Annotated in this window: 25 protein-coding genes; 13 read left to right on the top strand and 12 right to left on the bottom strand. The window is 44.5% G+C overall.

Annotated elements, in window-relative coordinates; translation table 11 throughout:
- Nucleotides 1–131: 131 nt before the first annotated feature.
- Nucleotides 132–1,316, top strand: a complete 1,185-nt coding sequence (locus tag ACSSU7_RS04315) for a multidrug effflux MFS transporter (protein ID WP_492517495.1) — start codon at nt 132–134, stop codon at nt 1,314–1,316.
- Between the two features lie 39 nt (nt 1,317–1,355).
- On the opposite strand, the gene ACSSU7_RS04310 is transcribed toward ACSSU7_RS04315, so the two are convergent.
- From ACSSU7_RS04310 to ACSSU7_RS04275, 8 genes are all read right to left on the bottom strand, one after another.
- Nucleotides 1,356–1,847, bottom strand: coding sequence for a M48 family metallopeptidase (locus ACSSU7_RS04310; protein ID WP_492517494.1), 492 nt, complete (start codon nt 1,845–1,847; stop codon nt 1,356–1,358).
- 93 nt (nt 1,848–1,940) lie between these two features.
- Nucleotides 1,941–2,264, bottom strand: a complete 324-nt coding sequence (gene fdxA, locus ACSSU7_RS04305; protein ID WP_492517493.1) for a ferredoxin FdxA — start codon at nt 2,262–2,264, stop codon at nt 1,941–1,943.
- A 112-nt stretch (nt 2,265–2,376) separates the two neighbouring features.
- Nucleotides 2,377–3,651 (bottom strand): sulfate adenylyltransferase subunit CysN, encoded by a 1,275-nt coding sequence (gene cysN, locus ACSSU7_RS04300; protein WP_492517492.1) that lies wholly within the window; start codon nt 3,649–3,651, stop codon nt 2,377–2,379.
- 164 nt (nt 3,652–3,815) lie between these two features.
- Nucleotides 3,816–4,748, bottom strand: coding sequence for a sulfate adenylyltransferase subunit CysD (cysD, locus tag ACSSU7_RS04295; protein WP_492517491.1), 933 nt, complete (start codon nt 4,746–4,748; stop codon nt 3,816–3,818).
- 57 nt (nt 4,749–4,805) lie between these two features.
- Nucleotides 4,806–5,585: a phosphoadenylyl-sulfate reductase gene (locus tag ACSSU7_RS04290; protein ID WP_492517490.1), complete on the bottom strand. Its 780-nt coding sequence runs from the start codon at nt 5,583–5,585 to the stop codon at nt 4,806–4,808.
- Nucleotides 5,586–6,203: a DUF934 domain-containing protein gene (locus ACSSU7_RS04285; RefSeq protein ID WP_492517489.1), complete on the bottom strand. Its 618-nt coding sequence runs from the start codon at nt 6,201–6,203 to the stop codon at nt 5,586–5,588. It abuts the gene before it with no gap.
- Nucleotides 6,200–7,867, bottom strand: coding sequence for a nitrite/sulfite reductase (locus ACSSU7_RS04280; RefSeq protein WP_492517488.1), 1,668 nt, complete (start codon nt 7,865–7,867; stop codon nt 6,200–6,202). Before ACSSU7_RS04280 ends, ACSSU7_RS04285 begins: the two co-directional genes overlap by 4 nt.
- Nucleotides 7,868–7,899: 32 nt before the next feature.
- The gene (locus tag ACSSU7_RS04275; RefSeq protein WP_135277277.1) at nt 7,900–8,694 is read right to left on the bottom strand and encodes a sulfite exporter TauE/SafE family protein; all 795 of its coding nucleotides are present in this window, start codon (nt 8,692–8,694) and stop codon (nt 7,900–7,902) included.
- 188 nt (nt 8,695–8,882) lie between these two features.
- Between ACSSU7_RS04275 and cysB the strand changes: the two genes are divergently transcribed.
- The 5 genes from cysB to ACSSU7_RS04250 all read left to right on the top strand — a co-directional run bounded on the left by cysB (nt 8,883) and on the right by ACSSU7_RS04250 (nt 13,633).
- Nucleotides 8,883–9,809, top strand: coding sequence for an HTH-type transcriptional regulator CysB (cysB, locus tag ACSSU7_RS04270; protein WP_492517487.1), 927 nt, complete (start codon nt 8,883–8,885; stop codon nt 9,807–9,809).
- 19 nt (nt 9,810–9,828) lie between these two features.
- Entirely contained in the window at nt 9,829–10,422 is a 594-nt protein-coding gene (locus tag ACSSU7_RS04265) for a DUF302 domain-containing protein (RefSeq protein ID WP_492517486.1), read from the top strand.
- A gap of 82 nt (nt 10,423–10,504) precedes the next feature.
- Nucleotides 10,505–11,959, top strand: a complete 1,455-nt coding sequence (locus ACSSU7_RS04260; RefSeq protein ID WP_492517485.1) for a helicase HerA-like domain-containing protein — start codon at nt 10,505–10,507, stop codon at nt 11,957–11,959.
- Nucleotides 11,960–12,532: an IMPACT family protein gene (locus ACSSU7_RS04255; RefSeq protein ID WP_492517484.1), complete on the top strand. Its 573-nt coding sequence runs from the start codon at nt 11,960–11,962 to the stop codon at nt 12,530–12,532.
- A 57-nt stretch (nt 12,533–12,589) separates the two neighbouring features.
- On the top strand, nt 12,590–13,633 hold the full coding sequence (locus ACSSU7_RS04250) for an AI-2E family transporter (protein ID WP_492517483.1): 1,044 nt from the start codon (nt 12,590–12,592) through the stop codon (nt 13,631–13,633).
- 93 nt (nt 13,634–13,726) lie between these two features.
- Here the strand turns inward: ACSSU7_RS04250 and ppk2 are convergent, their stop codons facing one another.
- From ppk2 to ACSSU7_RS04230, 4 genes are all read right to left on the bottom strand, one after another.
- Nucleotides 13,727–14,902, bottom strand: coding sequence for a polyphosphate kinase 2 (ppk2, locus tag ACSSU7_RS04245; RefSeq protein ID WP_492517482.1), 1,176 nt, complete (start codon nt 14,900–14,902; stop codon nt 13,727–13,729).
- A gap of 221 nt (nt 14,903–15,123) precedes the next feature.
- Nucleotides 15,124–16,068, bottom strand: coding sequence for a M48 family metallopeptidase (locus ACSSU7_RS04240; RefSeq protein ID WP_492517481.1), 945 nt, complete (start codon nt 16,066–16,068; stop codon nt 15,124–15,126).
- The gene (locus ACSSU7_RS04235) at nt 16,065–16,583 is read right to left on the bottom strand and encodes an SH3 domain-containing protein (protein WP_492517480.1); all 519 of its coding nucleotides are present in this window, start codon (nt 16,581–16,583) and stop codon (nt 16,065–16,067) included. The genes ACSSU7_RS04240 and ACSSU7_RS04235 overlap by 4 nt, the downstream gene beginning before the upstream one ends.
- Nucleotides 16,580–18,271 carry a CHASE2 domain-containing protein gene (locus ACSSU7_RS04230; protein ID WP_492517479.1) on the bottom strand — a complete coding sequence of 564 codons (1,692 nt, stop codon included), beginning with the start codon at nt 18,269–18,271 and terminating at the stop codon, nt 16,580–16,582. The genes ACSSU7_RS04235 and ACSSU7_RS04230 overlap by 4 nt, the downstream gene beginning before the upstream one ends.
- A 190-nt stretch (nt 18,272–18,461) precedes the next feature.
- Here ACSSU7_RS04230 and ACSSU7_RS04225 point away from each other — a divergent pair, with 190 nt between their 5' ends.
- The 7 genes from ACSSU7_RS04225 (at nt 18,462) to ACSSU7_RS04195 (ending at nt 25,964) form a co-directional block, all read left to right on the top strand.
- Nucleotides 18,462–19,781, top strand: a complete 1,320-nt coding sequence (locus ACSSU7_RS04225) for a DNA recombination protein RmuC (RefSeq protein ID WP_492517478.1) — start codon at nt 18,462–18,464, stop codon at nt 19,779–19,781.
- A 17-nt stretch (nt 19,782–19,798) separates the two neighbouring features.
- Nucleotides 19,799–20,056 (top strand): molybdopterin converting factor subunit 1, encoded by a 258-nt coding sequence (gene moaD / locus ACSSU7_RS04220; protein WP_492517477.1) that lies wholly within the window; start codon nt 19,799–19,801, stop codon nt 20,054–20,056.
- A 31-nt stretch (nt 20,057–20,087) separates the two neighbouring features.
- Nucleotides 20,088–20,546: a molybdopterin synthase catalytic subunit MoaE gene (gene moaE / locus ACSSU7_RS04215; protein WP_492517476.1), complete on the top strand. Its 459-nt coding sequence runs from the start codon at nt 20,088–20,090 to the stop codon at nt 20,544–20,546.
- 1 nt (nt 20,547) lies between these two features.
- On the top strand, nt 20,548–22,656 hold the full coding sequence (locus ACSSU7_RS04210; protein ID WP_492517475.1) for a Lon protease family protein: 2,109 nt from the start codon (nt 20,548–20,550) through the stop codon (nt 22,654–22,656).
- A 23-nt stretch (nt 22,657–22,679) separates the two neighbouring features.
- Complete coding sequence (locus tag ACSSU7_RS04205) at nt 22,680–23,078, top strand: RNA-binding S4 domain-containing protein (protein WP_492517474.1); 399 nt, start codon at nt 22,680–22,682, stop codon at nt 23,076–23,078.
- A gap of 124 nt (nt 23,079–23,202) precedes the next feature.
- Complete coding sequence (locus ACSSU7_RS04200) at nt 23,203–24,675, top strand: UbiA family prenyltransferase (RefSeq protein WP_492517473.1); 1,473 nt, start codon at nt 23,203–23,205, stop codon at nt 24,673–24,675.
- Nucleotides 24,669–25,964, top strand: coding sequence for an FAD-binding oxidoreductase (locus tag ACSSU7_RS04195; RefSeq protein WP_492517472.1), 1,296 nt, complete (start codon nt 24,669–24,671; stop codon nt 25,962–25,964). The genes ACSSU7_RS04200 and ACSSU7_RS04195 overlap by 7 nt, the downstream gene beginning before the upstream one ends.
- Nucleotide 25,965: the final 1 nt, after the last annotated feature.

Here is a 25,965-nt window from a genome sequence, read left to right as displayed (position 1 = left end):
AGATAACTAGCTGGTTATGTATCTCGCAAGGGTGCATTAATAGCGTTATTGTGATTTAATCTAACGCGCTACTGTAATAAGCAGTAGCGCGTTTTTTATTACCAGCAGAATATTTTTTTGAAAGTTTTAGTTTGAAGCATCAATCATCCCCATTGGTATTGTCTTTCGTGCTTGCAAGCTTGGCTGCGCTTGCGCCATTTGCAATTGATACCTACCTCCCTGCATTTCCGTCACTAGAGCGTGCGCTAGATGGCACTTCATTAGAGCTGCAGCAGAGCCTTACATTTTACTTGCTGCCTTATGCATTGATGACGCTATGGCACGGTGCGATATCCGATTCTATCGGCCGTATCACTACCATTAAATGGGGTTTGGGTGTTTTTGTTGCAGCATCCATAGGCTGTGCTTTTGCGCCTAATGTAGAAACGTTATGGTTTTTCCGCGCCTTACAAGGCTTATCCGGAGGTGCTGGTAATGTGGTAGCCCGTGCAATGGTACGCGATTTGTTTGAAGGGCCGCAAGCACAGCGTGTGATGGCAACTGTACAAATGTTGTTTGGTATTGCGCCAGCGGTTGCCCCCATCATAGGCGGTTTACTGCTGGGTATTCATTGGCAGGCTATCTTTATCTTTTTAGCTTTATATGCCGCATTTAGCTTATGGGCGGCAGTGAAATATCTGCCTGAAACCATGCCTAAAGAAAAGCGTTTGCCGCTATCTGCAAAACAGGTCATCAAAGACTATCGCGCAATTTTTAGCGATAAAGAGTTTAATTATGTGGTGTTTGCACTTGGTGCAAATTTTGCGGGATTCTTTCTTTATGTGCTGGCAAGCCCTGTGTTCTTAGTCAAACATTTAGGCCTGACTGAACATCAATTTGCTTACATGTTTATCCCCACGGTCTGCGGCATGGTGCTGGGCTCTTACCTAGCCAAGCGCGCTGCTGGCAGATACGCACAAAGCAAAGTGATTAAGCTGGCTTATGTTTGGATGTCCGCAATGACCTTGCTCAACATCGCCGTTTGCTTATATCTCCCCACAAATGTTATTTACAACATCGTGCCAATCGCATTATTTAATATCGGCATGGCCTTAGCGATGCCAATATTGTCATTAGCGGCTTTGGATCGCCACCCTAAAATCCGCGGCACTGCCGCATCAGGACAGGCTTTCATCCAAATGTTGTTATCTACAGTATCAGCGGGTTTGGTTGTTCCTCTTGTTTGGTATGCGCCATCGGGCTTGGCGATTGCAATGATGGTTTATCTAGTGTTTAGCTGGTTCATGATTCGGCGCGCTAATCTCTGGCGTCGTTAAGAAGTGAAAATAAGCTACGTTGCTTATTTTTCACTTTTCCTAGTTAGATTTCCAGGTTAAATAAACACGGCAATCGAACTCTAGCTGGTGGTAGTTAGGTTCCATATGCTGGCAAAGCTGGTAGAAGGCTTTGTCGTGATCGCGCTCTTTTAAATGTGCTAGTTCATGCACAACAATCATACGCAAGAAGTCGGCGGGGGACTCTTTAAAAAAGGATGAGATTCGGATTTCCTTTTTAGCTTTGAGCTTGCCGCCTTGTACACGTGAAATGGCGGTATTGAGGCCAAGCGCATGGTGCTCTATGCCTAATTTGTTATCGTAATGCACTTTATCGAGCTGAGGCGCGTTACGTAAAAATGCCTGTTTAATCTCATTGCTATATTGGTACAGCGCTTTGTCTGTTTGGATGGTGTGATACTGGGGATAACGCTGTGTGATGTAGTCGCCGAGTAAACCCTGCGTTTGCAATTGCCGAATCTTATCTTGCAGGGTGGGCGAGTAGTGTTGGAGGAATCTTAATGGTTTAGTCATCACAGCGGCTTAGTTTTGTAAGTGTGCATATAAGCGCTAGCACATAGACAAAAGGAGGCATATGCCTCCTTTTTGTTTTTTGACGCGGCTAGATTATTCAACCAATAAATTACGCTTACCTGGTACACCGTTCATTGCTTCGGCATCTTCCAGTGCTTCTTTACGTGCAGTAATCACTGGCCACACCTGCGCAAGGCGGGCATTCAACGCAATATACTCTTGTTGATCTGCAGGGACATCATCCTCAGCAAAAATCGCTTCCGCTGGACACTCCGCAACGCATAATGTGCAGTCAATACACTCATCTGGATTAATCGCAAGGAAGTTAGGACCTTCTACAAAGCAATCAACTGGGCAAACATCTACGCAGTCAGTGAATTTACATTGAATACAATTTTCGGTAACGACATAAGTCATTTTTAAAGTCCTTTACAGCTTAAAAGCTAAAACGTTATTTTATTAGAAATTCTATTAGTTTGCGATGACTAATTCTATCTAATCATCATGATTGCAGGTAACTTAGTAGAACTTACACAATCATGCCAGCGCCAACTGTGTTATTGGTAGATTCATCAATAATGATGAAAGCGCCGGTAGCACGGTTATTTTTATAGCTGTCTATCATCAGTGGTTGTGCAAGCTTGAAGCTAATGCGTGCGATGTCATTCATTTTCAAGTCGCTAGTCGCTTGTTGTTCTAATGTATTGACATCAACTTTGTAGCTGATGGCGCCAACTTTAGCTTTAGATTCACGCGTGGTGTGACGAATGATGTAAGTTCTGGCTGTAGACAAAGGTGTTTCTGATAGCCAGCATACAAAGGCTTCCACTTGTTTTACAGGCTCAATGGTTTCAGCACTTTTCACAATCATGTCACCACGTGATGTGTCGATTTCATCTTCTAACAGCAGGGTAACGCTTTGTTCTGTTGATGCAGATTGCAATTGCTCTGCGCCGAGTTGAATGGCTTTTACTTTTGATTGGTAACCATTTGGCAGCACCGTTACTGCATCGCCTACGGCAATTTCACCAGACTCGATACGACCCATAAATCCACGGAAGTCATGTAGTTCAGGGTCATCCGATGCGTGTGGGCGGCATACGAATTGCACTGGGAAGCGGAAAGCTTCAGATTGCTCTGTATGCGCGGCTGGCGCTTTTTCTAACATCTCAATTAATGTCTCGCCTGTGTACCAAGGCATGTTTTCCAAACGGTCAACCAACATGTCGCCATTTAATGCAGACATTGGAATAAAACGGATGTCTCTAGCTGCAGCTAAGCCAATTTCTGCCGCGAAAGCAGCATAATCTGCACAAATTTTGTCGTAAATAGCTTGGTCGTAATTAACCAAGTCCATTTTGTTCACAGCCACCACAATGTGTGGAATGCCTACAAGATGCGCCAAATAGCTATGGCGGCGCGTTTGTGTAAGTACGCCTCTACGAGCGTCAATTAAAATAATCGCAAGGTTTGCTGTTGACGCTGCCGTTACCATGTTGCGTGTGTATTGCTCATGGCCTGGTGCATCGGCAATAATGTACTTACGTGTGCCAGTGCTGAAATAGCGGTAAGCAACGTCAATGGTGATGCCTTGTTCACGCTCGGCTTGTAAGCCGTCGGTAAGCAGTGATAAGTCCACAGCTTCCATACCGCGCTTTTTAGAGGTATTTGAAATTTGTGTCAGCGTATCGGCCAAAATGGTTTTGGTGTCGTATAGCAAGCGGCCAATCAGGGTACTTTTACCGTCATCTACGCTACCGCATGTCATAAAGCGTAATAGTGAGTCGTTGTGTTGTGTAGTCATAAGTTTAGTTTTCAAATTATCAAAAATGCTAGATAAAGCGGTTTATTGAATAATAGTGCAAGGCGCACGGAACGCAGAAACCGGAATGTACAAGTAGTACATGAGGATTTCGAGTACCTCGCAACGTAGCAATATGTTCAATAAATTGGTTTAGGTTGCATTTCTTAGAAATATCCTTCTTTTTTGCGCTGTTCCATTGAAGCGTCTGAGGTTTGGTCATCTAGGCGAGTAGCACCACGTTCTGTAATAGTGGTGGTCGCAGTTTCAATGACAATTTTGCTCACATCATCTGCATCAGACAGCACTGGTGCTGTACATGTGATGTCACCTACAGTTCTAAAACGAACTTGCATATTAATGACTTCTTCACCTGCTTTGGGTTGGTTAATCACCTCGCCGTTAGCAAGCGGTACGTTAGCTGGCATCATTGCGCCGCCACGCATAATAATGTCACGATTGTGAGAAAAGTAGATGCTTGGCAAGCCTAAGTTTTCACGCTCGATGTATTGCCATACGTCCATTTCCGTCCAGTTAGAAATAGGGAAGGCACGAATGTTTTCACCTTTATGTGAGCGTGCGTTATACAGGTTCCATAATTCAGGACGTTGGTTTTTCGGATCCCACTGACCAAACTCATCACGGAAGCTCATGATGCGTTCTTTTGCACGGGCTTTTTCCTCATCGCGGCGTGCACCACCTATACAGCAGTCAAAGCCAAACTCTTCAATGGCTTCTAGTAGCGTCACAGATTGATGCTTATTACGAGGTTCATCAGGTGACTTTAGTACCACAGTACCACGTTTCATTGAGTCCTCAACTGAACGTACAATTAGGCGTTCACCTAATTCTGCTGCGCGTTGATCACGGAAATCCAATACTTCTTGATAGTTGTGGCCAGTATCAATATGCATCAGTGGAAACGGGAACTTACCAGGGCGGAATGCTTTTTCAGCTAAACGCAAAATACATAGTGAATCTTTACCACCTGAGAATAACAGTACAGGATTGCTACATTGCCCCGCGACCTCGCGCAGAATGTAAATGGCCTCAGACTCTAGCCAGTCTAAATGAGATAAGGGTTGTTTAGTCGTTGTCATATTCTTAGGTTTCAAAAATCAAAATTACTACTTGATACGTAGCAGAATTTTATAAAATCATTTCTTTACGTGTAATCCGCACTCTTTGCTGTTGGGGTCTTCCCACCACCAGCGGCCGGCACGCACATCTTCACCCATGGCAATCGCGCGCGTGCATGGCGCACAGCCGATGCTTGGGTAAAATTGATCATGCAGTTTGTTGTATGGCACATCAAACATGCGGATGTAGGCCCATACTTCTTTTTCAGTCCAATTACTTAGCGGGTTAAATTTTTCTAAATTATTGCCGCTGTCAAACTCGCGGAATGGCAGGTTAACGCGTGTGGTAGATTGCTCTGCACGCATGCCGGTGACCCATGCTTTTTTATCTTTTAAAGCACGTTGCAATGGTTCTACTTTACGCATAAAGCAACAGGCTTTGCGCAAATCAATGGACTCATAGAATGCATTGATGCCATTGCTTCTTACATAACTTTCTACCGCATCAGACTGCGGGAAAAAGATTTTAAGTTTGGTATTGTAAGTTTGCTCTGTTTTGGCAATTAAGTCGTAGGTTTCAACAGGAAGGCGACCAGTGTCCAGTGAGAAAATCTCAATTGCAATTTTTTGGCGTTGAATAATGTCGGTTAACACCATGTCTTCAGCGCCAAAGCTATTAGCAAAGGTGACTTCATTCACACCAAACTCGTTTGCAGCGTTACTCAATAGCGCTAGCACTTCGCCTGCTTTTTGCTTAACGCTTGCTACTAGTTCATCCGTCAGTGTTGGCTTAGTCGCTGGGTTGTTCGCGCTAGGTTTAAGCATCACAACTTGGCCTAAATCTACATCCGTAGTCATTTATGCGCCTCTGTTGTAACGCTTAAATACAGGGCGTGGCTCATCAACCGCACCTTGGTATGGTTTAGTAAAGTCACTCAGGCTGGCAATCGCTTCTTGTGCTGAGCGGTCGGCACGCACTAAATAGCTTGTAAAGCCGCTACGTTTCAAGAAGTACAGCTGGTCACGCAACACATCACCAAACGCACGTAATTCGTTTTTAAAGCCAAAACGTGTGCGTAGCAAGTTGCCTAATGAGAAAATACGGCCATCAGCAAAGCGCTCTACAAAAATCGCGATGATAGGCAATGCATTTAAGTCTGCCTGATGCTGTGTTAGATTTTCAAGCAGTTCATGTGTTGCTAACCACACGCCGATTTCACCTTGCGCAATGCGCGCTTTAATTTCATCGTTGCGTGCAATAAATACACTTAAAGGCAGAATGATTTTGCCAGTTGCCGGAATCACCGTATCGGCAACTTGTGCATCAGTCACTGTAGCTTCACCGGTGAGTTTAAATAAAACAACTTTACCCGCTTGCTTGCGCTCTTCCACTTGTGTGGCAGGTAACTGAACTAGCGTCCAGTCATCTTCTACCAAGCTAGCAACGCCATTGTTCAGTTTGATTAAATTACTCATGCTGCAACCTCATTTTTTGCATAGACATGTGCTTTGAATGGGGCAACGCCCAAGCGACGCACAGTATCGATAAATCTTTCTTCAGGTGTACGTTCTTTAATGTAAACCTCAATTAGCTTTTGCACGACGCCAGGCATCTCATCCGCAGAGAATGAAGGCCCAATCACAGTGCCAATGCTTGCATCGTTACCTTGTTTACCACCGATACTAACTTGGTACCACTCAGAGCCATCTTTATCTACACCGAGAATACCAATGTGACCCACATGGTGGTGACCGCAGGCATTCATACAACCTGAAATATTGAGCTCCATCTCACCAATGTCGTGCAGATAGTCCAAGTTATCAAATTGCATTTGAATCGCTTTAGCGATAGGAATGCTCTTTGCGTTAGCAAGTGAGCAGAAGTCACCGCCAGGGCAGCAAATGATATCTGTCAGCAAGCCAATGTTAGGGCTTGCTAAACCGTTAGCACGTGCTTTTTCCCACAATGCAAATAAATCGCTTAATTTAACATCAGCCAATATTAGGTTTTGCTCATGAGATGAACGTAACTCACCAAAACTGTATTGGTCAGCAAGGTCTGCCACTGTCCACATTTGCTCAGAGCTAATGTCGCCAGGTGCTTGGCCATGCGGCTTGAGCGAAAGGGTAACTGCGCGGTAGCCAGTTTGTTTGTGTGGATGTACGCAACGTTTAACCCAGGCAGCAAATGCAGGGTTGCTAGCAACTGCCACATCAAAGCCTGCATCATGTGCCGGTACGTTTTCATAAGGCATCACATCAAAGTGCTGTGCAACGCGTGCTAACTCTGCTTCGGTAATTGTGTTTTCTGTATCTTTAATGTGTGCCCATTCCGCGTCTACTTGTTTGCGGAACTCATCAATACCTAAAGCCTTAACTAAGATCTTGATACGTGCTTTATAGATGTTGTCGCGACGGCCATGTAAGTTATAAACACGGATAATCGCTTCGCAATAGGTCAGGGCATGTTGCCACTCCAGATGTTCGCGTATTACCGTACCCAAGATAGGTGTGCGGCCTAAGCCACCACCAACCCATACCTTGATTGCAACTTGGTTGTTGCTGTCACGGTAGAATTCTAAGCCGATGTCGTGGGCTTGTACTAATGCACGGTCGTTTTTAGTACCAGAAACTGCAATTTTGAATTTACGTGGCAATAAAGCGAACTCAGGGTGGAATGTGCTCCATTGGCGCATGATTTCAGCAATCGCGCGTGGGTCGATGACTTCATCCGGTGCAACGCCTACGAACTGGTCAGTAGTGATGTTACGGATGCAGTTACCTGAGGTTTGGATAGCGTGCATTTCAACCGTAGCTAAATCCGCTAGGATTTCAGGCACATCTTCTAGTTTAGGCCAGTTTAATTGCAAGTTCTGACGGGTACTGAAGTGACCATAGCCCTTGTCGTATTTTTTCGAGATGTCGCCAAGTTTGCGCAATTGTGCGCTAGATAACATGCCGTAAGGCACTGCAATGCGGAGCATCGGTGCCTGACGTTGGATATATAATCCATTTTGAAGGCGTAGCGGACGGAACTCATCTTCTGATAGCTCGCCAGCTAAGTAGCGGCGAGTCTGGTCGCGATATTGGGCAACGCGTTCATCAACAATCTGTTGATCTATTTCATCATATTTATACATATATATAGTACTTTTTAAACTAACTTTATAAATTAAACTAAAACGAATTTCAAACCAATCACAAGTAGTAGCGTGGCTAAAATTAGGCGTAATATTTTTTCTGGAATTTTTACACTCAAATGGCTACCGACCCATATTCCAGGTAGTGATCCTATGAGTAACGTGCCTAACAGTTCAAAGTTGACATGTCCAAGCGTCCAATGACCGAAGCCAGCAACCGCCGTTAACGGGATTGCATGCGCTAAATCAGTACCTACTACTTTGAGCGTGCTCATCTTAGGATAAAGGAAGAGTATCGCCAGTGTGCCAAGCGCACCTGCACCTACTGAGGAAATTGTAACTAGCGCACCCAGTATTATGCCAGTAAATATGGTTGCTGGGACCTGAATTTTATTAAAACGACCACTACTAATGACACTATCTTCAATTTCGCGTATTTTCTTGCGTGTTAAATAGCTGCGGATTATTAAAGCTATCGCCGTTAAAATCAATGCAACGCCCAATGTGTGGGTGATAATGCCGGAAATATCTTTTTCAATTTGGATAAGGTGTTTAATCACAAAAATTGTGATAACCGCAGAAGGTAAGCTACCAGCTGACATCCATGCGACCACTCGCCAATCAACAGATTTATGCGTATTGTGATGCACAAACACACCGCCTGTTTTAGTAATGGCGGCGTAGAGCAAGTCTGTACCTACTGCTACCGCTGCTTTAAAACCGAATAAAAAAACGAGTAAGGGTGTCATTAATGATCCGCCGCCTACACCTGTGACGCCAACAAGCAAGCCTACGGCAAAGCCTGAGATTACATAACCAAATTCCATGTGGAGTATCCGTTATTAACTAAATTTAGGCGCGTACTATAACAGTGCGTTCTCGTTTTTTTTAAGAATATGTTATTCTATGGATATATCGTTTAGTTATATAAGATGCGCGCATTTGTGTGTGTTAATCATGCAAGAAGTACGCATTAAATATCTTGTTAATGGATTGTTTGGAAGAAGCTAACCCAATGAAATTACATCAGTTACGTTATTTGCATGAAGTGGTGAAGCAGGGGTTGAATATTACCAGTGCTGCCGATGCTTTGTATACATCACAACCCGGCGTGAGCAAGCAAATCCAGTTAATTGAAGAAGAGCTTGGTCTGCAGATATTTAAACGTAATGGCAAGCGACTAACGGGCTTAACTGTGCCCGGTCAGCAGATTGTTATGTTGGCCGATAAGGTGATGCGCGATATTGAAAATATTAAGCGTGTGGGTGATGAGTTTAGCGATGTGGAGACTGGTACCTTAACGATTGCTACCACACATACGCAAGCACGTTATAAGCTGCCTGCAGCTGTCAAAGCCTTTATGACCAGCTATCCGCGCGTTAAGCTTAATATCCATCAAGGTAATCCTAGCCAGGTAGCTGAGCAGGTGGAAAGTGGTGAGGCTGATATTGGGATCGCTACTGAGTCTATTAGTGAGCGCGAGAGCTTATTGTGCTTACCTTGTTATCATTGGAATCGCTGCGTTGTAGTACCGCATGATCATCCTTTGTTGCAGGGCGGGCCTTTGACCTTAGAAAAGCTAGCGAATTACCCACTCATTACCTATGACTTTGCATTTACTGGTGGTACGCTAGTGTCTAAGACTTTTGCTGATGCAGGGTTAACGCCTAATGTTGTGCTTACTGCGATTGATGCCGATGTGATTAAAACATATGTCACATTGGGTTTAGGGGTTGGTTTGCTTGCTAATATGGCATATGACGTCGAGCGTGATACGCATTTGGCGAAAATTGACGTTGATCATTTATTTGCCGATAGCACGACTTATTTAGGTGTGCGTAAAGATGCATTTTTACGCGGATATATGTATGGATTTATTGAACTGATTGCGCCGCATTTTAATCGGGCTGCGGTAAATCAGGCACTCAAGATTGCTGATTAACTTAGAGTAGGTGGCCACCATGTTAATGCTAAACACGCGACGTATTTTGCACACAAGCTACCATGCTGTGTTTTTAATAGGTTTGAGCTTAGGTATGATTGCTTGTTGTTTCAATCAGCCTAATATGGCGCACAAAGACAATGCCTTGATTGGTCAAGTGCGGCCAGGCATGCCAGCAATCGACCCTTTAAGTGCCATTTATGAGCTGCCGGTTAACGCCAATGTGAGTTATCAGGATGTGGTCGAGAGTTTAAAAAGTATTTCTGAAGGCATGAACTTTGTGAACCCCGCTAACTTTCCGATAGGCGAGCATATGAAGTTGCGTGGCGTTGACCCGCAAGGCATTAAAGAAGTGCGCTCATTTTGCAATTTAAGCATGGGCACGGAAATTATTTTAGATCATCCCGAGTTTTTAGTATTTGCGCCTTGTAGAGTGGCAATTTACGAAAAACTGGATGGGAATAACAAGCCTAAGCTATATATCGCGATGGATCGTCCTACTTTTGATTTAAAAAGTATTAAGCATCCAACTGAGCGTGCAAAAAAATCTGCGCAGGAGTTAGAAACCAAGTTGCTTGAGATTATGGATAGAGCGCGTAAAGGTGACTTTTAAAAATTGCCCGCTTTATAAATCATATCTGTCATTGCTACCCCAATTTATTAACGTTTATTACTAAAGCTTAGGTAATCACTTCATGGTTAACCCCATTTTAATTGCAAAAAATAATGAAATTTCCAGTGTTATCCTGCCACGGATGGCGAACCGTCATGGCTTGATCGCCGGTGCAACGGGTACAGGGAAAACAGTCACGCTACAGACTCTGGCAGAGGGCTTCTCCAAAAATGGTGTGCCAGTGTTTATGGCAGATGTGAAAGGTGACTTATCCGGTATGTCCCAGCAAGGTGGGGGCAATGCCCGAGTTGACGCTAGGGTGCAGCAGTTGGCGCTTTCTGATTTTAGTTATGCTAAGTGCCCAGTTACATTTTGGGATATGTTTGGTGAAAAAGGGCATCCTGTCCGTACCACTATTGCGGAAATGGGGCCTTTGCTACTTTCCCGTTTACTGAATTTGAACGATGTGCAGGCCGGTGTGCTCAATGCGGTATTTAAAATTGCCGATGATAAAGGCTGGTTACTGCTGGACTTGAAGGATTTGCGTGCAATGATGCAGCATGCTTCTGAGAACTCAGCGCAATACCAAGCAGAGTACGGCAATATTTCTGCGGCAAGTGTAGGTGCGGTGCAGCGCGCATTATTGCAGCTTGAGACGCAAGGGGCTGACATGTTGTTTGGTGAGCCTGCGCTTAACTTAGATGACTTGATGCAGACTGATGAGCAGGGGCATGGTGTCGTTAATATCTTGATGAGTGACAAGTTATTTAACTCGCCACGTATTTATGCGACCTTGCTATTGTGGCTACTGTCTGAATTGTTTGAAAAGCTCCCGGAAGCAGGGGATTTAGATAAACCGAAATTAGTGTTTTTCTTTGACGAAGCACATTTGTTGTTTAATGACGCGCCTGCAGTGTTGCTGGAAAAAATTGAACAAGTTGTTCGTTTGATTCGTTCAAAAGGAGTAGGCGTGTATTTTGTGAGCCAGAACCCGCTTGATATCCCTGATGCAGTTTTGGGGCAATTGGGTAACCGTGTGCAGCATGCCTTGCGTGCCTTTACGCCAAGGGATCAAAAAGCAGTGAAATCCGCCGCAACGACATTTAGGGTTAATCCTAAATTAGACGTGGAAAGTGTGATTACTGAGCTGGGGGTAGGTGAAGCGCTTGTTTCATTCTTGGATGAAAAGGGGATTCCGACACCGGTGGAGCGCGCTTTTGTTTGCCCGCCAGGTAGCCGCGTAGGCCCTGCAACCGATGCTGAACGCATTGAAACAATTCGGACATCTGTTCTGAATAATGTTTATGAAAAACAAGTGGATCGCGAATCTGCTTATGAGATATTAAAAGCGCAAGTTACGCCACTTGCTGGTGGCGAAGATGTAGGGACTGCATCTTCAAGTAAGAAAGAACCCGCCAGTCGTGGTGACAGTATATTAGAAGCCGCAGCCAAAAGTGCAGCGCGCGCCATTGGCTCACAATTAGGCAGGCAAATCATTCGTGGTATTTTAGGCAGCATTTTAGGTGGGCGTAAGTAGTTGCAAATATTAATAGATAGCGGGTTTGCTGAGCAGACCATTACTAAGTCACGTTTTATTGCCATGGCGGTATCGTGCACCTCTGAACGAGAAGTTGGTGCAGCTTTGCGCGCTTTTGCGGCTAAACACCCAACCGCGCACCATTTAGCTTATGCATTCAGATTAAAGACTGAAGACGGGATAGTGCAGCGTTTTTCGGATGCGGGAGAGCCTTCCGGCACCGCTGGGATGCCGGTATTAAAGCTATTAGAGGGGCGCAATCTGATTAATGCCTGTGTTGGTGTGATTAGGTATTACGGTGGTATTAACCTAGGTACAGGCGGTTTGGCGCGTGCTTATGGTGGCACGGCCAAGCTGGCATTAGATGCAACTAAGGTGGCAGACTATGTGGAAATGAAGACCATTAAGCTCACCATCGCCTATAATCAAATGGATTATGTAACAAAAGCATTATCAAAATGTAATGGTGGTATCTTAGACAAAGCTTTCAATGAGCATATTGATTTGATCGTTTCAATACCAGCAGCTGATGTCTCTGATTTTGTGAATAGATTTTCGATTAAAAGCTATTAATAGACAGCTGGTTATTATTTTTAACCAGTATATTTAAGTGATTGATTTAAGGGAAATATGGCTAACATAACGCAGGAATCATCAGTTGCCAAAGCAACAGGGTATGACATTTCAGCTTGGCTGTTGACAGGGCTTGCGTTATTTTTTGTGCTTAAGTTTAGCTTGTTACCTGCACTGTTAGCTGGTTTGCTGGTGTATCAGCTGGTGCACATGATTACGCCGTATATCTCGCGTAGATTTCCTAGTAAGCGCCCGAGTAATTATTCTAAGATTTGGGCGGTAGGTATTTTGGTGTTTTTCATCGTGAGTTTGCTCTCACTTGCCGGTGCTGGCTTAACGGCATTTTTACGCTCTGATGCAGGCAGTTTAACCGTGCTTTTAGCCAGAATGGCACAAATATTAGAAGACTCCAGAAAAATATTACCGAGCTGGTTATTAAGCCATTTGCCAGCAGATGCGCTGACATTTAAAGAAATGTTAACCACATGGCTGCGTACCCATGCCGGTGAGTTGCAAGTGGTTGGCAAAGAGGCTGGACGCGTCACTGCGCATATATTAATTGGCATGATTGTAGGCGGCATGCTGGCACTGCGCGAGGCTGTGACGGTTGAACATTTTAAACCGTTTGCCGGTGCACTCTATATGCGCTGTGCATTGTTAAGCGATGCGTTCAAACGCGTGGTTTTTGCACAAATACGCATTTCTGCCATTAATACGTTTTTCACAGCCATTTATCTCGCAGTGGTATTACCTGTGATGGGCATACATTTGCCATTGGTGAAAACCATGATTGCGATTACTTTTGTAGTGGGCTTGATTCCGGTAATTGGCAACCTTATTTCAAATGCCGTGATTGTCGTGGTAAGTTTAAGTCAAACCCTAGGGGTGGCTTTGGGCTCTTTACTCTACTTAGTGATTATTCATAAGTTTGAGTATTTTTTAAACGCGCGTATAGTCGGCGGCCAGATTCGTGCCAACGCATGGGAGTTACTGATTGCCATGTTATGTATGGAGGCCGCATTTGGGCTGATTGGCATTGTGGCGGCACCTATTTATTATGCCTATATCAAAGCTGAGCTACGTGTGCGTGATTTGATATAGCACTCACTGAGAACGCTATAAGGCGCTTAAAATCTAAGCTCAGATGTGAGTACCCTCTAGCTAATCAGCCTTCTTAGTCAATCAATGCGTAGCCTAGAGGATAATATGATTATGCTCACCACGTTCATACACAATATGTGCTCTCCCTACCAACAGCAGGTCTAAGTTACCAATCGCGTCAATATTTTTATTGGTATAGGGTAGTTTGTGTAACACATAGCGCATCGCGTTGAGGCGTGCCCGTTTTTTACAATCAGATTTGATGACGGTCCAAGGTGAGTCAGCAGTGTCTGTATGAAAGAACATCGCTTCTTTGGCTTTTGTATATTCATCCCACTTATCAAGCGACGCTAAATCAATTGGGCTAAGCTTCCATTGTTTGAGCGGGTGCATTTCACGCTCTTTGAAGCGTCTACGTTGTTCTGATCGGCTCACCGAGAACCAGAACTTAATGACATGAATGCCGCATCTTGTAAGGTTGCGCTCAAAATCCGGTGCTTGACGCATAAATTCAAGATACTCGTCATTGTTACAAAAGCCCATTACGCGCTCAACGCCGGCACGGTTGTACCATGAACGGTCAAACAGTACGATTTCACCAGCGGTTGGTAATTGTGAAACGTATCTTTGGAAATACCACTGGCCACGCTCGACCTCGCTTGGTTTTTCAAGCGCCACTACACGTGCACCGCGTGGGTTAAGGTGTTCCATAAAGCGCCGAATGGTACCACCTTTGCCCGCCGCATCTCGTCCCTCAAACAAAATGACCACACGCTGTCCTGTTTCTTTTACCCATGCTTGTAGTTTTAATAACTCTACCTGCAGGCGATATTTCTGTTTCTCGTAAGACTTGCGTGAGAGCAGGTTTTGATAAGGGTAGCCACCATCGCGCCAGTCTTTAGCTAGTGCCTGGTCATTACGTAATCGTGATTTGATGACATTGGTGTCTTTAATCACTGTGAGCGCTTTGCTCAGCGCTGCTGCATCATCGGGGGAGGCGCCTTTGAGTATGGTATGTAATGCTTCAGGTAGCATTGATAAGTCATTACTAGAAATGCGTTGAATAATATCCTGCACCGCTTCTAGTTTGGAGCCTTGTGCCGCAGCGATGTTTTCCCTCATTACAAAGTTTTCAACTCCGCTCGCTGTGTTATCTGGCGCTGTGTCACCTGATGACACTTTACGTTTTTTTGAGGTATTACTAGTGGGCCTAGCGATATTTTCTTTTAAAGGACCACTAGGTTTACTGTCTTTTTGTTTCGTAGCCATAGAACAATCTCCTACTATGCATAAGGACATTTTTATCCTTACGCATTGAGATGTCAAACAGCTAAATCAACAATCACCGCTTTATTTGAGGAGGATCAAACAAAGTGATGATGCTTCACTAAATTTCACTTGTTTATTGGTGTTTTTGCCACGCTAACCATTCAACAAGAAAAATTGCGTAGTGTGTGCATGGCTATCGTTTCATCTCAATGTATTACCTATTACTTAAGTACATAAAATCGATTTTCTAGCGTTTTTCCATTGGTTATTTTGTCTAATTGCGTGCCTACAGACTCACTTAGTGCCGTGAGTCTCTCATCTGGGTGAGGGTGGGTTTTAAACAATAAGGCAACGTTGGCATCGCTGCTGCCGGATTGCCCCAGTGTCTGCAATACCTCAGGTAAACCATAGGGCTCGTAACCGGCACGTGTGGCGTAACTTAAGCCTAAGCGGTCCGCTTCATATTCGGCTGATTTATCCAGACTACGCGCACTGATTTCGGCACCGCTACCAATTGCTTTGCTAATGAGGGCGTTGTCTTTTGCGTATTTGTCACTTAATAATCCGGCACCCATGCTTAGCAGTTGTTGTTTTTGCAGTACTTTGAGCTGGTGTTTTTTGACGACATGCGCAATTTCGTGTCCTAACACACCGGCGAGCTGCGCTTCATTTTGAAGCTTGCGATATAAGCCTTTGGTCAGCATGATGTAACCACCAGGTGCTGCAAAAGCATTTAAGTCTTCACTCTCAATTACCCCAAAACGCCAAGGCAACTCAGGGCGCTCAGATTGTGATGCAACCCAGCGGCCCACTGAGTTAACATATTTTTGCAAAGCGGCATCTTTGACTAATGGCGCTGCTCCCAGCAAGTTGCCGGCAATTTCGCGCCCGAGGCTTATTTCCTCTGCAGTGCTAGGGTTTTTCCAGTTAAACGCTGCTTCTGAGCTGGTTGTTGTGCTGTCCGTGCTACTTGTCGCCTCAGTAGGAGTGGCTGGGCTGTCCGATTTTTGGCCTATTTCTTTTTCTACGGCGTCTTTTAATGCGCCTTTGAAATCAAAGGCGGCACTGTGCAGGCTAACTAGCCCCAATAGTGATGCAAGTAGGGTGGAGATTAGGCGATGTTTATGGGTAGACATGATGCCGGTCAATTTTGGGTTAGCGTTCATTGAGTACCGCCTTTCGCTTCTTTTAAGTTCTTAAATGCAATGCTGTTTAATTTGCCCGCTTTGGCGAAAGCACGGCCTTTATCCGCACTTAACGTATAGCTTTCTAATGTTTTAACTTCGTCTTCATTAAATTTAGCCGCTTTTAATTCTTGCTCACTCAGGCCACGAACGCCAGTGGTGGATACCACTTGCCCAGTACCGGCTCTGCCGCTGGCAACGGCAAGTACTCCAGCCGCTTGGTTACTTGTAGTGGCTGCGCCACGTTTGACTGAAAGTAATCGTACCCAGCCAGAGCTTTTTGCGGATTTTACTTGTAGCCATGCGCCTTGTTTTTTGATGATTTCTAAATTATCACCACGTGCGAAGCTGCCAGTGACTTTGGCATCTGCAAACGGCTCACTACGTAAGCTGTCATTCTTAAGTGCGCTGCCTTTTTCGGCAGCTGCGCTCACGCCAGCATAAAGCAAGGGCACTAAACTACTCAGAATGAGTGCGTGTTTTAAGTAATGTTTCATTGGGTTCCACCTTCTAAAATATCTAACTTGATAATAGCTTGAGCAAACAAACCACGCCATTGATTTGCCATCGGTTTTTCTGTGTTTAATGTTCCGCTATGCGTCGTATAACGCGCAGTCGTGTCTTCAGGAATACCTATACCTTGCACCAGTTGGTCCAGTTGTGTACCAAGTTTTGTTGCATCCTGCACGGCTTGGCTTGCCTCTGCTTCGTTATCATGCGCATAAGCCCAACTGACGATAATCATGTCGCTAAATAGCCCCCATATGCCACTTTGCGTTCCTTTTAAAATTTCCACAGTGGCGTGCCGCTGCAGACGCTGCTCAATTTTGTACTGTAACTTTTTGAGCAAGCTATCGCTCAATGGTTCTCGTGTTTCAAACATAATGGGCATAAGTAAAATGGCTGCGCCTTTTTTGCCTGACTCTACGTCGTTAGCGAGCAAGCGCTGCATTGCCCTGTCGTTAGCCAATGCATATATTTTAGCCACACTGAAATACAAAATTGCCCAAGTAATCGGGCCGGTTAAGTCCAGATAGGTGTTGGTAAAGTTAATTGCCAGATAAGACAGTGTAATCAGTATGATTTGGCTGCTACTGAAAATCCTAGTGACTTTGTCGCGATCTACATTGTGGAAAAACGCTAATGCAGTTAGCCAAATGAGCGCTAAGCTCATGAGAATATATGGCGTTCTTCCGCGCCAAACTTTTAAATAATCATCATGTTTAACGTTATCAATGGCAGTTGCCAATATTTCCACCCCTGGGTGAGCTTTCGCCATGGCTGTGGCTTTTAGGTCAAATAGCGATGGTGCGGTAGAGCCGATAATCACTATTTTGTCTTTAAACTCATTCGCCGGGCGCTTTTTCACCTTGCTTGCCATGTCGGCATAAACATCGCTAAACGTGGCAAATTGGTAAGTAAATGGTTTGCCGCGCCAATTAATTAGCATGTTTTGCGGCAAAGTTTCTGAATTGGTTTTAGTGAAGTTAGCTACGGCAAGTGGTAAAGATGGCAGTATCCAGCCACTTTCATCATGCCATAGCCTGTACTCGCGCACGATGCCGTCTTTATCTGGGTAAATATTGTGTGTTCCTAAATGCCCTGAGTTGAGTGCCGCCTCCAAATGTGGCAGAACGATGGCAATAGGTTGAGCTGTTCCAGTTTGGTCTAGTCCTGTACGTTTAACACCAGGAATCATGTTCGGTGTGACCTGGCTTAAATGGTCACTTGCCTCTGCCAAGCGCAGCATGGGGAAGAATGTATTTTTTGTGCCTGCAATCACTTCGTTAAAATAGGCATCACTGTCTGGGTTGTAAATGTCAGGGTCGCTAAACAAAATATCAAACACGACGGCTTTGGGCTGCTGCGCTTCAATGTTTTCTAAGAACTCACCAAGCACTTGCCTAGGCCAAGGCCAGCGGCCATACTCGGCAGACATAGCGCTTAACGAGGCTTCGTTGATGTCTACAATGACAATATCTGGGTCTGGTTTGGGCACCAATATTCGATTTTTTACCATCATGTCAAACGCACGGTCGCGCATGTTTTCACCCACATGAAACACGCTGGCGTCTAATAAAACCAATACGGTGAGCAATGCGCTCAAATACAAATAAAAGTTGTTATGCAGCCTGCGCGTAATATTTGCCAGTTGCTGGTTTAGCAGTAATTTGAGTTTAAGCACAATAAGCCTAACGAGAGTGGTAATAAAGTTAAGTTTGGCATAATCCTACGTATTTTAAAAACGCTCTTTTTAAATTTTTTGCAGATAGCCGTTTGCATGCAGAATCATATGCAGTAAGTTTATGTCGTAATCTACGTTAAAGACGTGAATTTATACAGATGCTAAACAAGCATCGGGTATAATTTAGCCCATGCTACAAATCATTATATTAATTATTGTCTTTGCTGTTCTTTTGTTGCTGCTATTGCAGATGTGGAGAGAAGGCAAGGTTGATCACAACACGCTTATACTGCAGCAGCTTGAAGAAAAGCATCGCGCTATGTTGCTGGATTTTAACGACGGCCTAAACAAACTTGGTGACAGGCTGAGCAGCGCCACCAATGAAACTAGCGAGCGTTTGCGCGCCAGTGTGGCAACTGAACTACAAGCAACGCGAGACGCGATGCAGGCTTTGCAATTGGCGCAGAACAATAGTCTTGCTCAAACGCGCGAAACAGTGCTGGAAAAACTGCATACTACGTTAGCCGAGCAGGGTAAAGCGGAGCAAGAGCTGATTCAATCAACCATGCGCAATGCCACCTTACAACTTACGGCAAGTATTGAGGCGCTAACTAAGTCAGTAGATGGCCGCTTGGAGCTAATCGGCGGCAAGGTTTCTGAACGTTTGGATGAAGGGTTTAAAAAGACCAACCAAACCTTTATGGATGTGATGGCGCGTTTGGCAACTATTGATGAAGCGCAAAAGAAAATTGACGGCTTAACCACCAATGTAGTGAGCTTGCAGGAGTTACTGGGCGATAAACGCTCACGCGGTGCTTTTGGTGAAGTGCAGCTGGAGGCCTTAGTCCGTAATGTGTTGCCTGTGAACTCTTTTGCAATGCAGCACACTTTTGAAAATGGCACGCGTGCCGACTGCGCATTGTTTTTACCTGAGCCAACCGGCGTGGTGGCGGTAGATAGCAAGTTTCCGCTGGAAAATTACCACCGCATGCTGGATAACAAACTTAGCGAAGCAGAAAAACTGATTGCCGAAAAGCAATTTAAATTAGATGTTAAAAAGCATGTAGATGACATTGCTACCAAGTACATTATTTCCAATGTCACATCTGATGGTGCTGTCATGTTTATTCCGGCAGAGGCTGTGTTTGCTGAGTTACATGCTTATCATGCCGATGTTATTGAATATGCCATGAATAAACGTGTTTGGGTGGTTTCGCCAACGACGTTAATGGCGGTACTAAATACTGCTAGAGCTGTCTTAAAAGATGTGGAAACACGTAAACAAGTGCACGTCATTAAAGAAGAGCTGGGCAAGCTCAGTAAAGATTTTGGTCGCTTTGACCTGCGCATGAAAAAGCTGGCAGACAATATCCGCCAAGCGCACGAAAACGCACAGGATGTGCATATTTCTAGCCAGAAAATTTCACAGAGATTTGCGCAAATTGAACGTGTAGAGTTAGCGAATAGAACACCAGATTTGCTTGATGTTATTGATGATAAAACAGATTAATTAAACTAAGTAACCCAATGAAAATTAAATTATTTTACTTTGCAAGATTGAAAGAAACGCTTAAATATTCTACAGAAGATTTAGAACTGCCAGAGGACTCGCTTACTATTTTAAAGTTGAAAGCATTGCTTGCTAAACGTGGTGACGTTTGGGGGCAAATGCTCATGGGTAAACTGAAGGTGCGCGCAGCCATTAACCATGAGTTGGTGGATGATAAAGCCACCATTAATGATGGTGATGAAGTAGCGTTCTTCCCGCCAGTAACAGGTGGTTAATGCGTTTGCTTTACACTAATGCGGTAAAACTATGACAGTAAGAGTGCAAACAGCAGATTTTGATATAGGCGTTGAGATCAATCAGTTGCGCCAATCACGCAAAGATATTGGCGCGGTGGTGAGCTTTGTTGGCTTGGTGCGTGACTTAAACGATGGGGATACAGTTTCACAGCTCACCCTTGAACATTATCCCGGCATGACGGAGAAGTCCCTTGCGGCTATTATTCAGCAGGCAAAAGGCCGCTGGAATATCATGGACGCTTTGATTGTGCATCGCGTGGGTACGCTGCAGCCTAGTGATCAAATTGTGCTGGTCATCGTGACAAGTGCGCATCGCGGCGATGCGTTCTCTGCCTGTGAGTTTATGATGGATTATCTTAAAACAGAAGCGCCATTCTGGAAAAAGGAAGCAAACTCAACAGGTGAACACTGGGTAGAAGCAAAATCAGCAGACGATACGGCGCGTGATCGTTGGAGTATAGAAAAATAATATGCAAAAAATACTAACATCCCAAGCACTAACCATTAATGTAGCATTAGAGCAATTTAAATTTGCTGATACATCCGAACTACGTGTTGAGGCGCACGATAGCGCACAATATCAAGCGTGGGTTGCACAAGCCGAGGCGAAAAAAGCTGCTGAATTTGGGTTAAGTATTCAGCAGACTGGTTTTAATTTACTCGCTTTAGGCGAGCCTGGTTCAGGTCGCACTACGTTAATGTTAAGCGTAATGCACGAGGCTGCAAAAAAATGGCCAGCTGCTAGTGATTTAGTCGCGTTATATCAGTTTGAAGCAAGTGGTAAGCCATTGTTTATTAAGTTGCCTGCTGGCGCAGGGGCGCAGCTTAAACAGGCCTTAGATAGCTTTGTACGTGCTTTTGCCAAAGATATAGCCAGTTTGTTAGAGGCCAAAGTGCAGCAAAACTCTATCGCGCCATTGCAGGCATTTGTAGAGGCGCAGTTAAACACAGTCAAAGCTAGCCTTACTCTGATAGAGCCAGACAAAATACCAGCGCATTATTTTAGTACGCTACAAAAAGATATACTGGATACGCTGGAAACTTGGCAACCAACAACAAGCCCGGAGGGTGAAAGCAACCTTGAGGCGCTAATGTCTGAGAGCTTTTTTGGACGTTACCGTGCCAATGTGCTCGTTGAACACCACGCCACTCAGCATGCGCCAGTGATTTATGATAATGACCCGAGCTTGCAATCTTTGTTTGGCGGGATAGAGGGCGCTAGCGAAGCCAGTAACATTCCAGACTTTATGCGTTTACGCGCAGGCAATCTGATGCGCGCGGATGGCGGCACATTGTTACTACATTTACGCGACATTCTTGCCGATGAACAAAGCGGCACACATATTCTAGAGAAGCTACACCGCTTTTTACGCAATGGCACCTTGCAGATTGAAGACTTAAGCAGCAGTAGCAATCAAGGCAGTAGCCTGATTAACGCACAGGCTGCAATACCTGTGTCAGTGAAAATTGTGTTGATTGCCACACGTGAGGATTATTACGAGTTACTAAGCGTTAAACCTGATTTTTTTGATTATTTTCCCATCAAGATAGAGTTTGCCGATCAAGTTAAAGCCAGCCCTGAAAATTATGCCGCGTATGCGTCTTTTATTGCGCATAAATGCCAGCAGCATCACTGCCGTCACGTGACAGCGGATGCTGTCGCTTCACTGTTGCAGGCCATGCACCGCTTGATTGAAGATCAAACTAGACTAAGCACTAAATTTGCAGTGCTTGAGAAGTTGCTTTTAGAGAGTGCGGCAGCCGCCAGCCTGCGCGGTGCGGAACTCGTTACGGTTGAGGATGTTAAATCAGCCATTGCACGCAAATATGCGCGTCATAGCTATATTGAAGCGCATATGCGCGACTCTATCGTAGATAAAGAGCTAATCATCAGTGTGCATGGTGAATACATTGGCCAGATTAACGGCCTGACGCATATTGATTTATCTGAGGCAAGTTTTGGGTCGCCAGTGCGCATCTCTGCGAACTGTTACCCAGGTAGCAGAGGCGTGCTGACCATCGACCGTGAAGTGAAAATGAGCGGGCCCACCCATGATAAAGGCGTGATGATTTTACAAAGTTGGCTACATACTAATTTTGCACATTTAAATCCGCTTAACCTCACGGCTTCACTCGTGTTTGAGCAAGAGTATAGCGGTGTAGATGGCGACTCGGCCTCCTGCGCGGAATTGTTCGCACTGTTGTCGTCACTCGCACAAGTACCTATTAAGCAAGGTATAGCGGTTACTGGCGCATTAAACCAACACGGTGAAGTACTGCCTGTTGGCGGATTAAATGAAAAAATTGAAGGCTACTTTAGGGTTTGTAAGGAAATAGGCTTGGATGGCAAACAAGGTGTGTTAATGCCTGAGCGTAATATGCGCCATCTCGTGCTCAGTGATGAAGTAATTAAGGCCGTTGAGCAGGGCCAATTTCACATTGCCACCATGAATAATGTAGCTGATGGTATTCATTACTTAACAGGGCATCAATTACAATCGGTGAATGTCATGGCAGAAGTTGTGCTTAAAGACTTTAAAACAATCCTAGAAACTAACTCGCCTAAACGGCCCGCTTAGGTCAGTATCTGATTGATTAAAAAATGGCAAACGAAGCAGACAGCAAATGCAGGCTAGACAAGTGGCTATGGGCCGCACGTTTTTTTAAAACACGCAGCCTTGCCACCACCGCTATCGACACAGGTAAAGTGCATGTGGATGGAGATCGCGTAAAGCCAGCAAAAGAAGTACATATTGGCCAAGTGGTTCACATACGTAACCGAGACTTCGAAATTGAAGTCAATGTCCAGGCGTTATCCAACGTACGTAAAGGTGCACCAGAAGCAGCGCTGTTATATGCCGAAACTGCTGAAAGCATTGCTAAACGCGAAAATGCAAAACTCACAGGTGAGCACGACTTCGCTCAGCGAGATAGAGGTGCAGGGCGGCCAACCAAAAGGCAGTTACGGGATATTAAGAAATTTACTGGTGGTGCCTACTGAAATCATTGCTTTGATAGATTTTCGCCTTCGCATTTCCGAGATATTAGCTATTTTCTCTTGTGGCAACGCCAATCACATTAGTGAGCTTTAGTTTTTGTCGTTATTTGCATCAGTAGGCTTCTTGATGTTTTACAATGAATTTAATTTTTGCAAAGGAAGCTCTTTGAATTCACATCCGCTTATAGTTGATTTGGATGGTACTCTAATCAATACCGATATGTTGCATGAGTCAGCAATCGGAGTTATTCGTAATAATTTATGGAATACTTTTCGTATTCCATATTGGTTATTACACGGTAAGGCGCATTTAAAACAAAACTTAGCTGATCGCCATGACTTTGATCCAAGACTATTACCTTACAACCATCATTTTATTAGCTGGTTAAATGAGCAGAGGAGTATAGGGCGTAGATTAATTCTGTGCACAGCGTCTGATTTCGCCATAGCAACGACAATTTCAAACCACCTTGGTATCTTTGATGAAGTAATAGCTAGCGATGGGGTTGTTAACTTGGCTGGCCAGAATAAAGCTGCAGCACTTATTGAGCGCTTTGGCCAAGATGGGTTTGATTATGCGGGCAACTCTCATGATGACTTGGCTGTATGGCAGTATGCTCGTAGAGCGGTTGTTGTAAATGCAACTACTAAATTAGCTCAAAAAGTGATACCTGCGTGCGAAGTAGAAATGGAGTTTCCTCAAGCGTCCCCAGACATTTTTGTTTGGTCCCGAGTTTTACGTATGCACCAGTGGCTTAAAAATTTACTGCTATTTATACCGCTTTTTGCTGCCCATCAGTTTATGAATGCAGATGTTTGGCCAACTTTAATAATAGCATTTCTCTCATTTTCACTATGTGCATCATCAGTGTATATTTCAAATGACTTATTGGATTTAGAGAGCGACAGGCAGCATCCACGTAAGTGTAAAAGGGCATTTGCTTCAGGTTTGGTTCCCGCTTGGATTGGTGTGTTACTCTCACCTTTGCTGCTGCTGAGTAGTTTTGCTTTAGCTCATTACGTAGGAGAAAGTTTCTTTTATTGGTTGTTTTTTTATTTCATTTTGACCTGTGCTTACTCTTTTTCTCTTAAGAGACTCATCCTTGTGGATTGCATAACATTAGCTGTGCTTTATACCCTTCGTATTGTCGCAGGGGCTGCGGCCGCTAGTATGATGCTTTCATTTTGGCTGCTTGCATTTGCGGTTTTTTTGTTTTTATCGCTTGCTTTTATCAAACGATATGCCGAGCTAGAGGTGCAAGTGCACAATGGAAAGAAAAAAATCCATGGTCGCGGGTATTACACTTCGGATGCATCATTGATACAAACTCTAGGAGTAACCTCTGGTTATGCTGCTGTGCTTGTGCTCGCACTATACTTAAATAGCGAGGCTGTGGCTAAGCTATATCACACACCAGAGTTTATTTGGGGCGTTGTGCCTGTTATGTTGTTTTGGATTAGCTGGATGTGGATGCAAGCTCATCGTGGCGAAATGCATGATGATCCGTTGGTTTTTGCCGTAAAAGATAAAGCGAGCTTATTTGCAGGAGTGGCTTTTGCAGCAGTACTAACACTAGGTGCTATAGGTTGGCCATGGTAGCGATTACATCATGGGGAAGGTTAGCAGGGGGGGAGCATGAAATTATTTCTCTCTCTGATCGCGAGCAAGTTTCTCATCAAATACAAAATAATAACCTCGGTATTGCTTATGGCATGGGGCGTAGCTATGGTGATGTATGCCTTAATCCTGAAGGGGTATTGTGGAAGACAAGGGGGTTGGATCGCTTTATTAACTTTAACCCAACTACAGGGCGGTTGGTTTGTGAAGCTGGCGTGTTGCTAAGAGACATTCAACAATTATTTATACCAAATGGTTGGATTCTGCCGGTTACACCTGGCACTCAACTTGTGACTGTAGGCGGTGCGGTTGCTAATGATGTACATGGTAAGAATCATCATGCACTAGGATCGTTTGGCGATCATGTGAGAAGTATTAAGCTTGCGCGTACTGATGGAACATTTATCGAGTGCGGGCCAGCGCTTTTGCCTGATTGGTTTGCTGCAACGATAGGTGGTTTTGGTCTTACTGGGATAATTGTTCAAGTTGAAATTCAGTTGCGTAGAGTGTTGGGACCATGGCTTGATACTGAAACAATAGCTTATGCTAATCTCGAGGAGTTTTTTTGTTTAGCAGACGCTTCGGAAGCAGGCTGGGAGCACACAGTTTCATGGATAGATTGTATGTCTAATAGTGGGCGTGGTCTTTTTATGCGGGGCAATCCTACAGGTATTAGTGGTCGTCAGGAACCTGAACATCGAAAATTAACAGTACCTTTTGTGCCCCCTGTTTCATTAGTTAACAAGCTGTCGCTAAAGGCATTCAATTCAGCTTATTTTAATCTTAAAAAACGGCGAGCAGGTAGAGAAGTTTGTCATTACCAGTCATTTTTCTATCCGTTGGATAATTTGCTTGAGTGGAATCGTATGTATGGTCCTCATGGCTTCTTTCAATATCAATGTGTTGTGCCTCGCGGGGTTGGTCATGACGCGACTCATGAAATGTTGTCTGCAATATCGAGATCTGGGGATGGCTCATTTTTGGCAGTACTAAAAACCTTTGGTAATCGTCAACCTGTAGGCATGATGAGTTTCCCGCAGCCAGGGGTGACGCTTGCCTTAGATTTTCCAAATAAAGGTGATCGGACATCTAAGTTATTTGAGAGGTTAGATGCCATTGTGCGTGAAGCTGGAGGCCGAGTTTACCTTGCAAAAGATGCACGTATGCCCCGTGATTTATTTGAGGCTGGTTACCCGCGCCTCGCTGAGTTCTTACAATATCGTGATACAGGAATAAGTTCTGCATTATCTCGTCGACTAATAGGAAGTTAAA

This window comes from Methylotenera sp. E1MeOHC1 (assembly GCF_058745595.1).
This window is presented reverse-complemented; position numbering and strand designations above follow the sequence as displayed.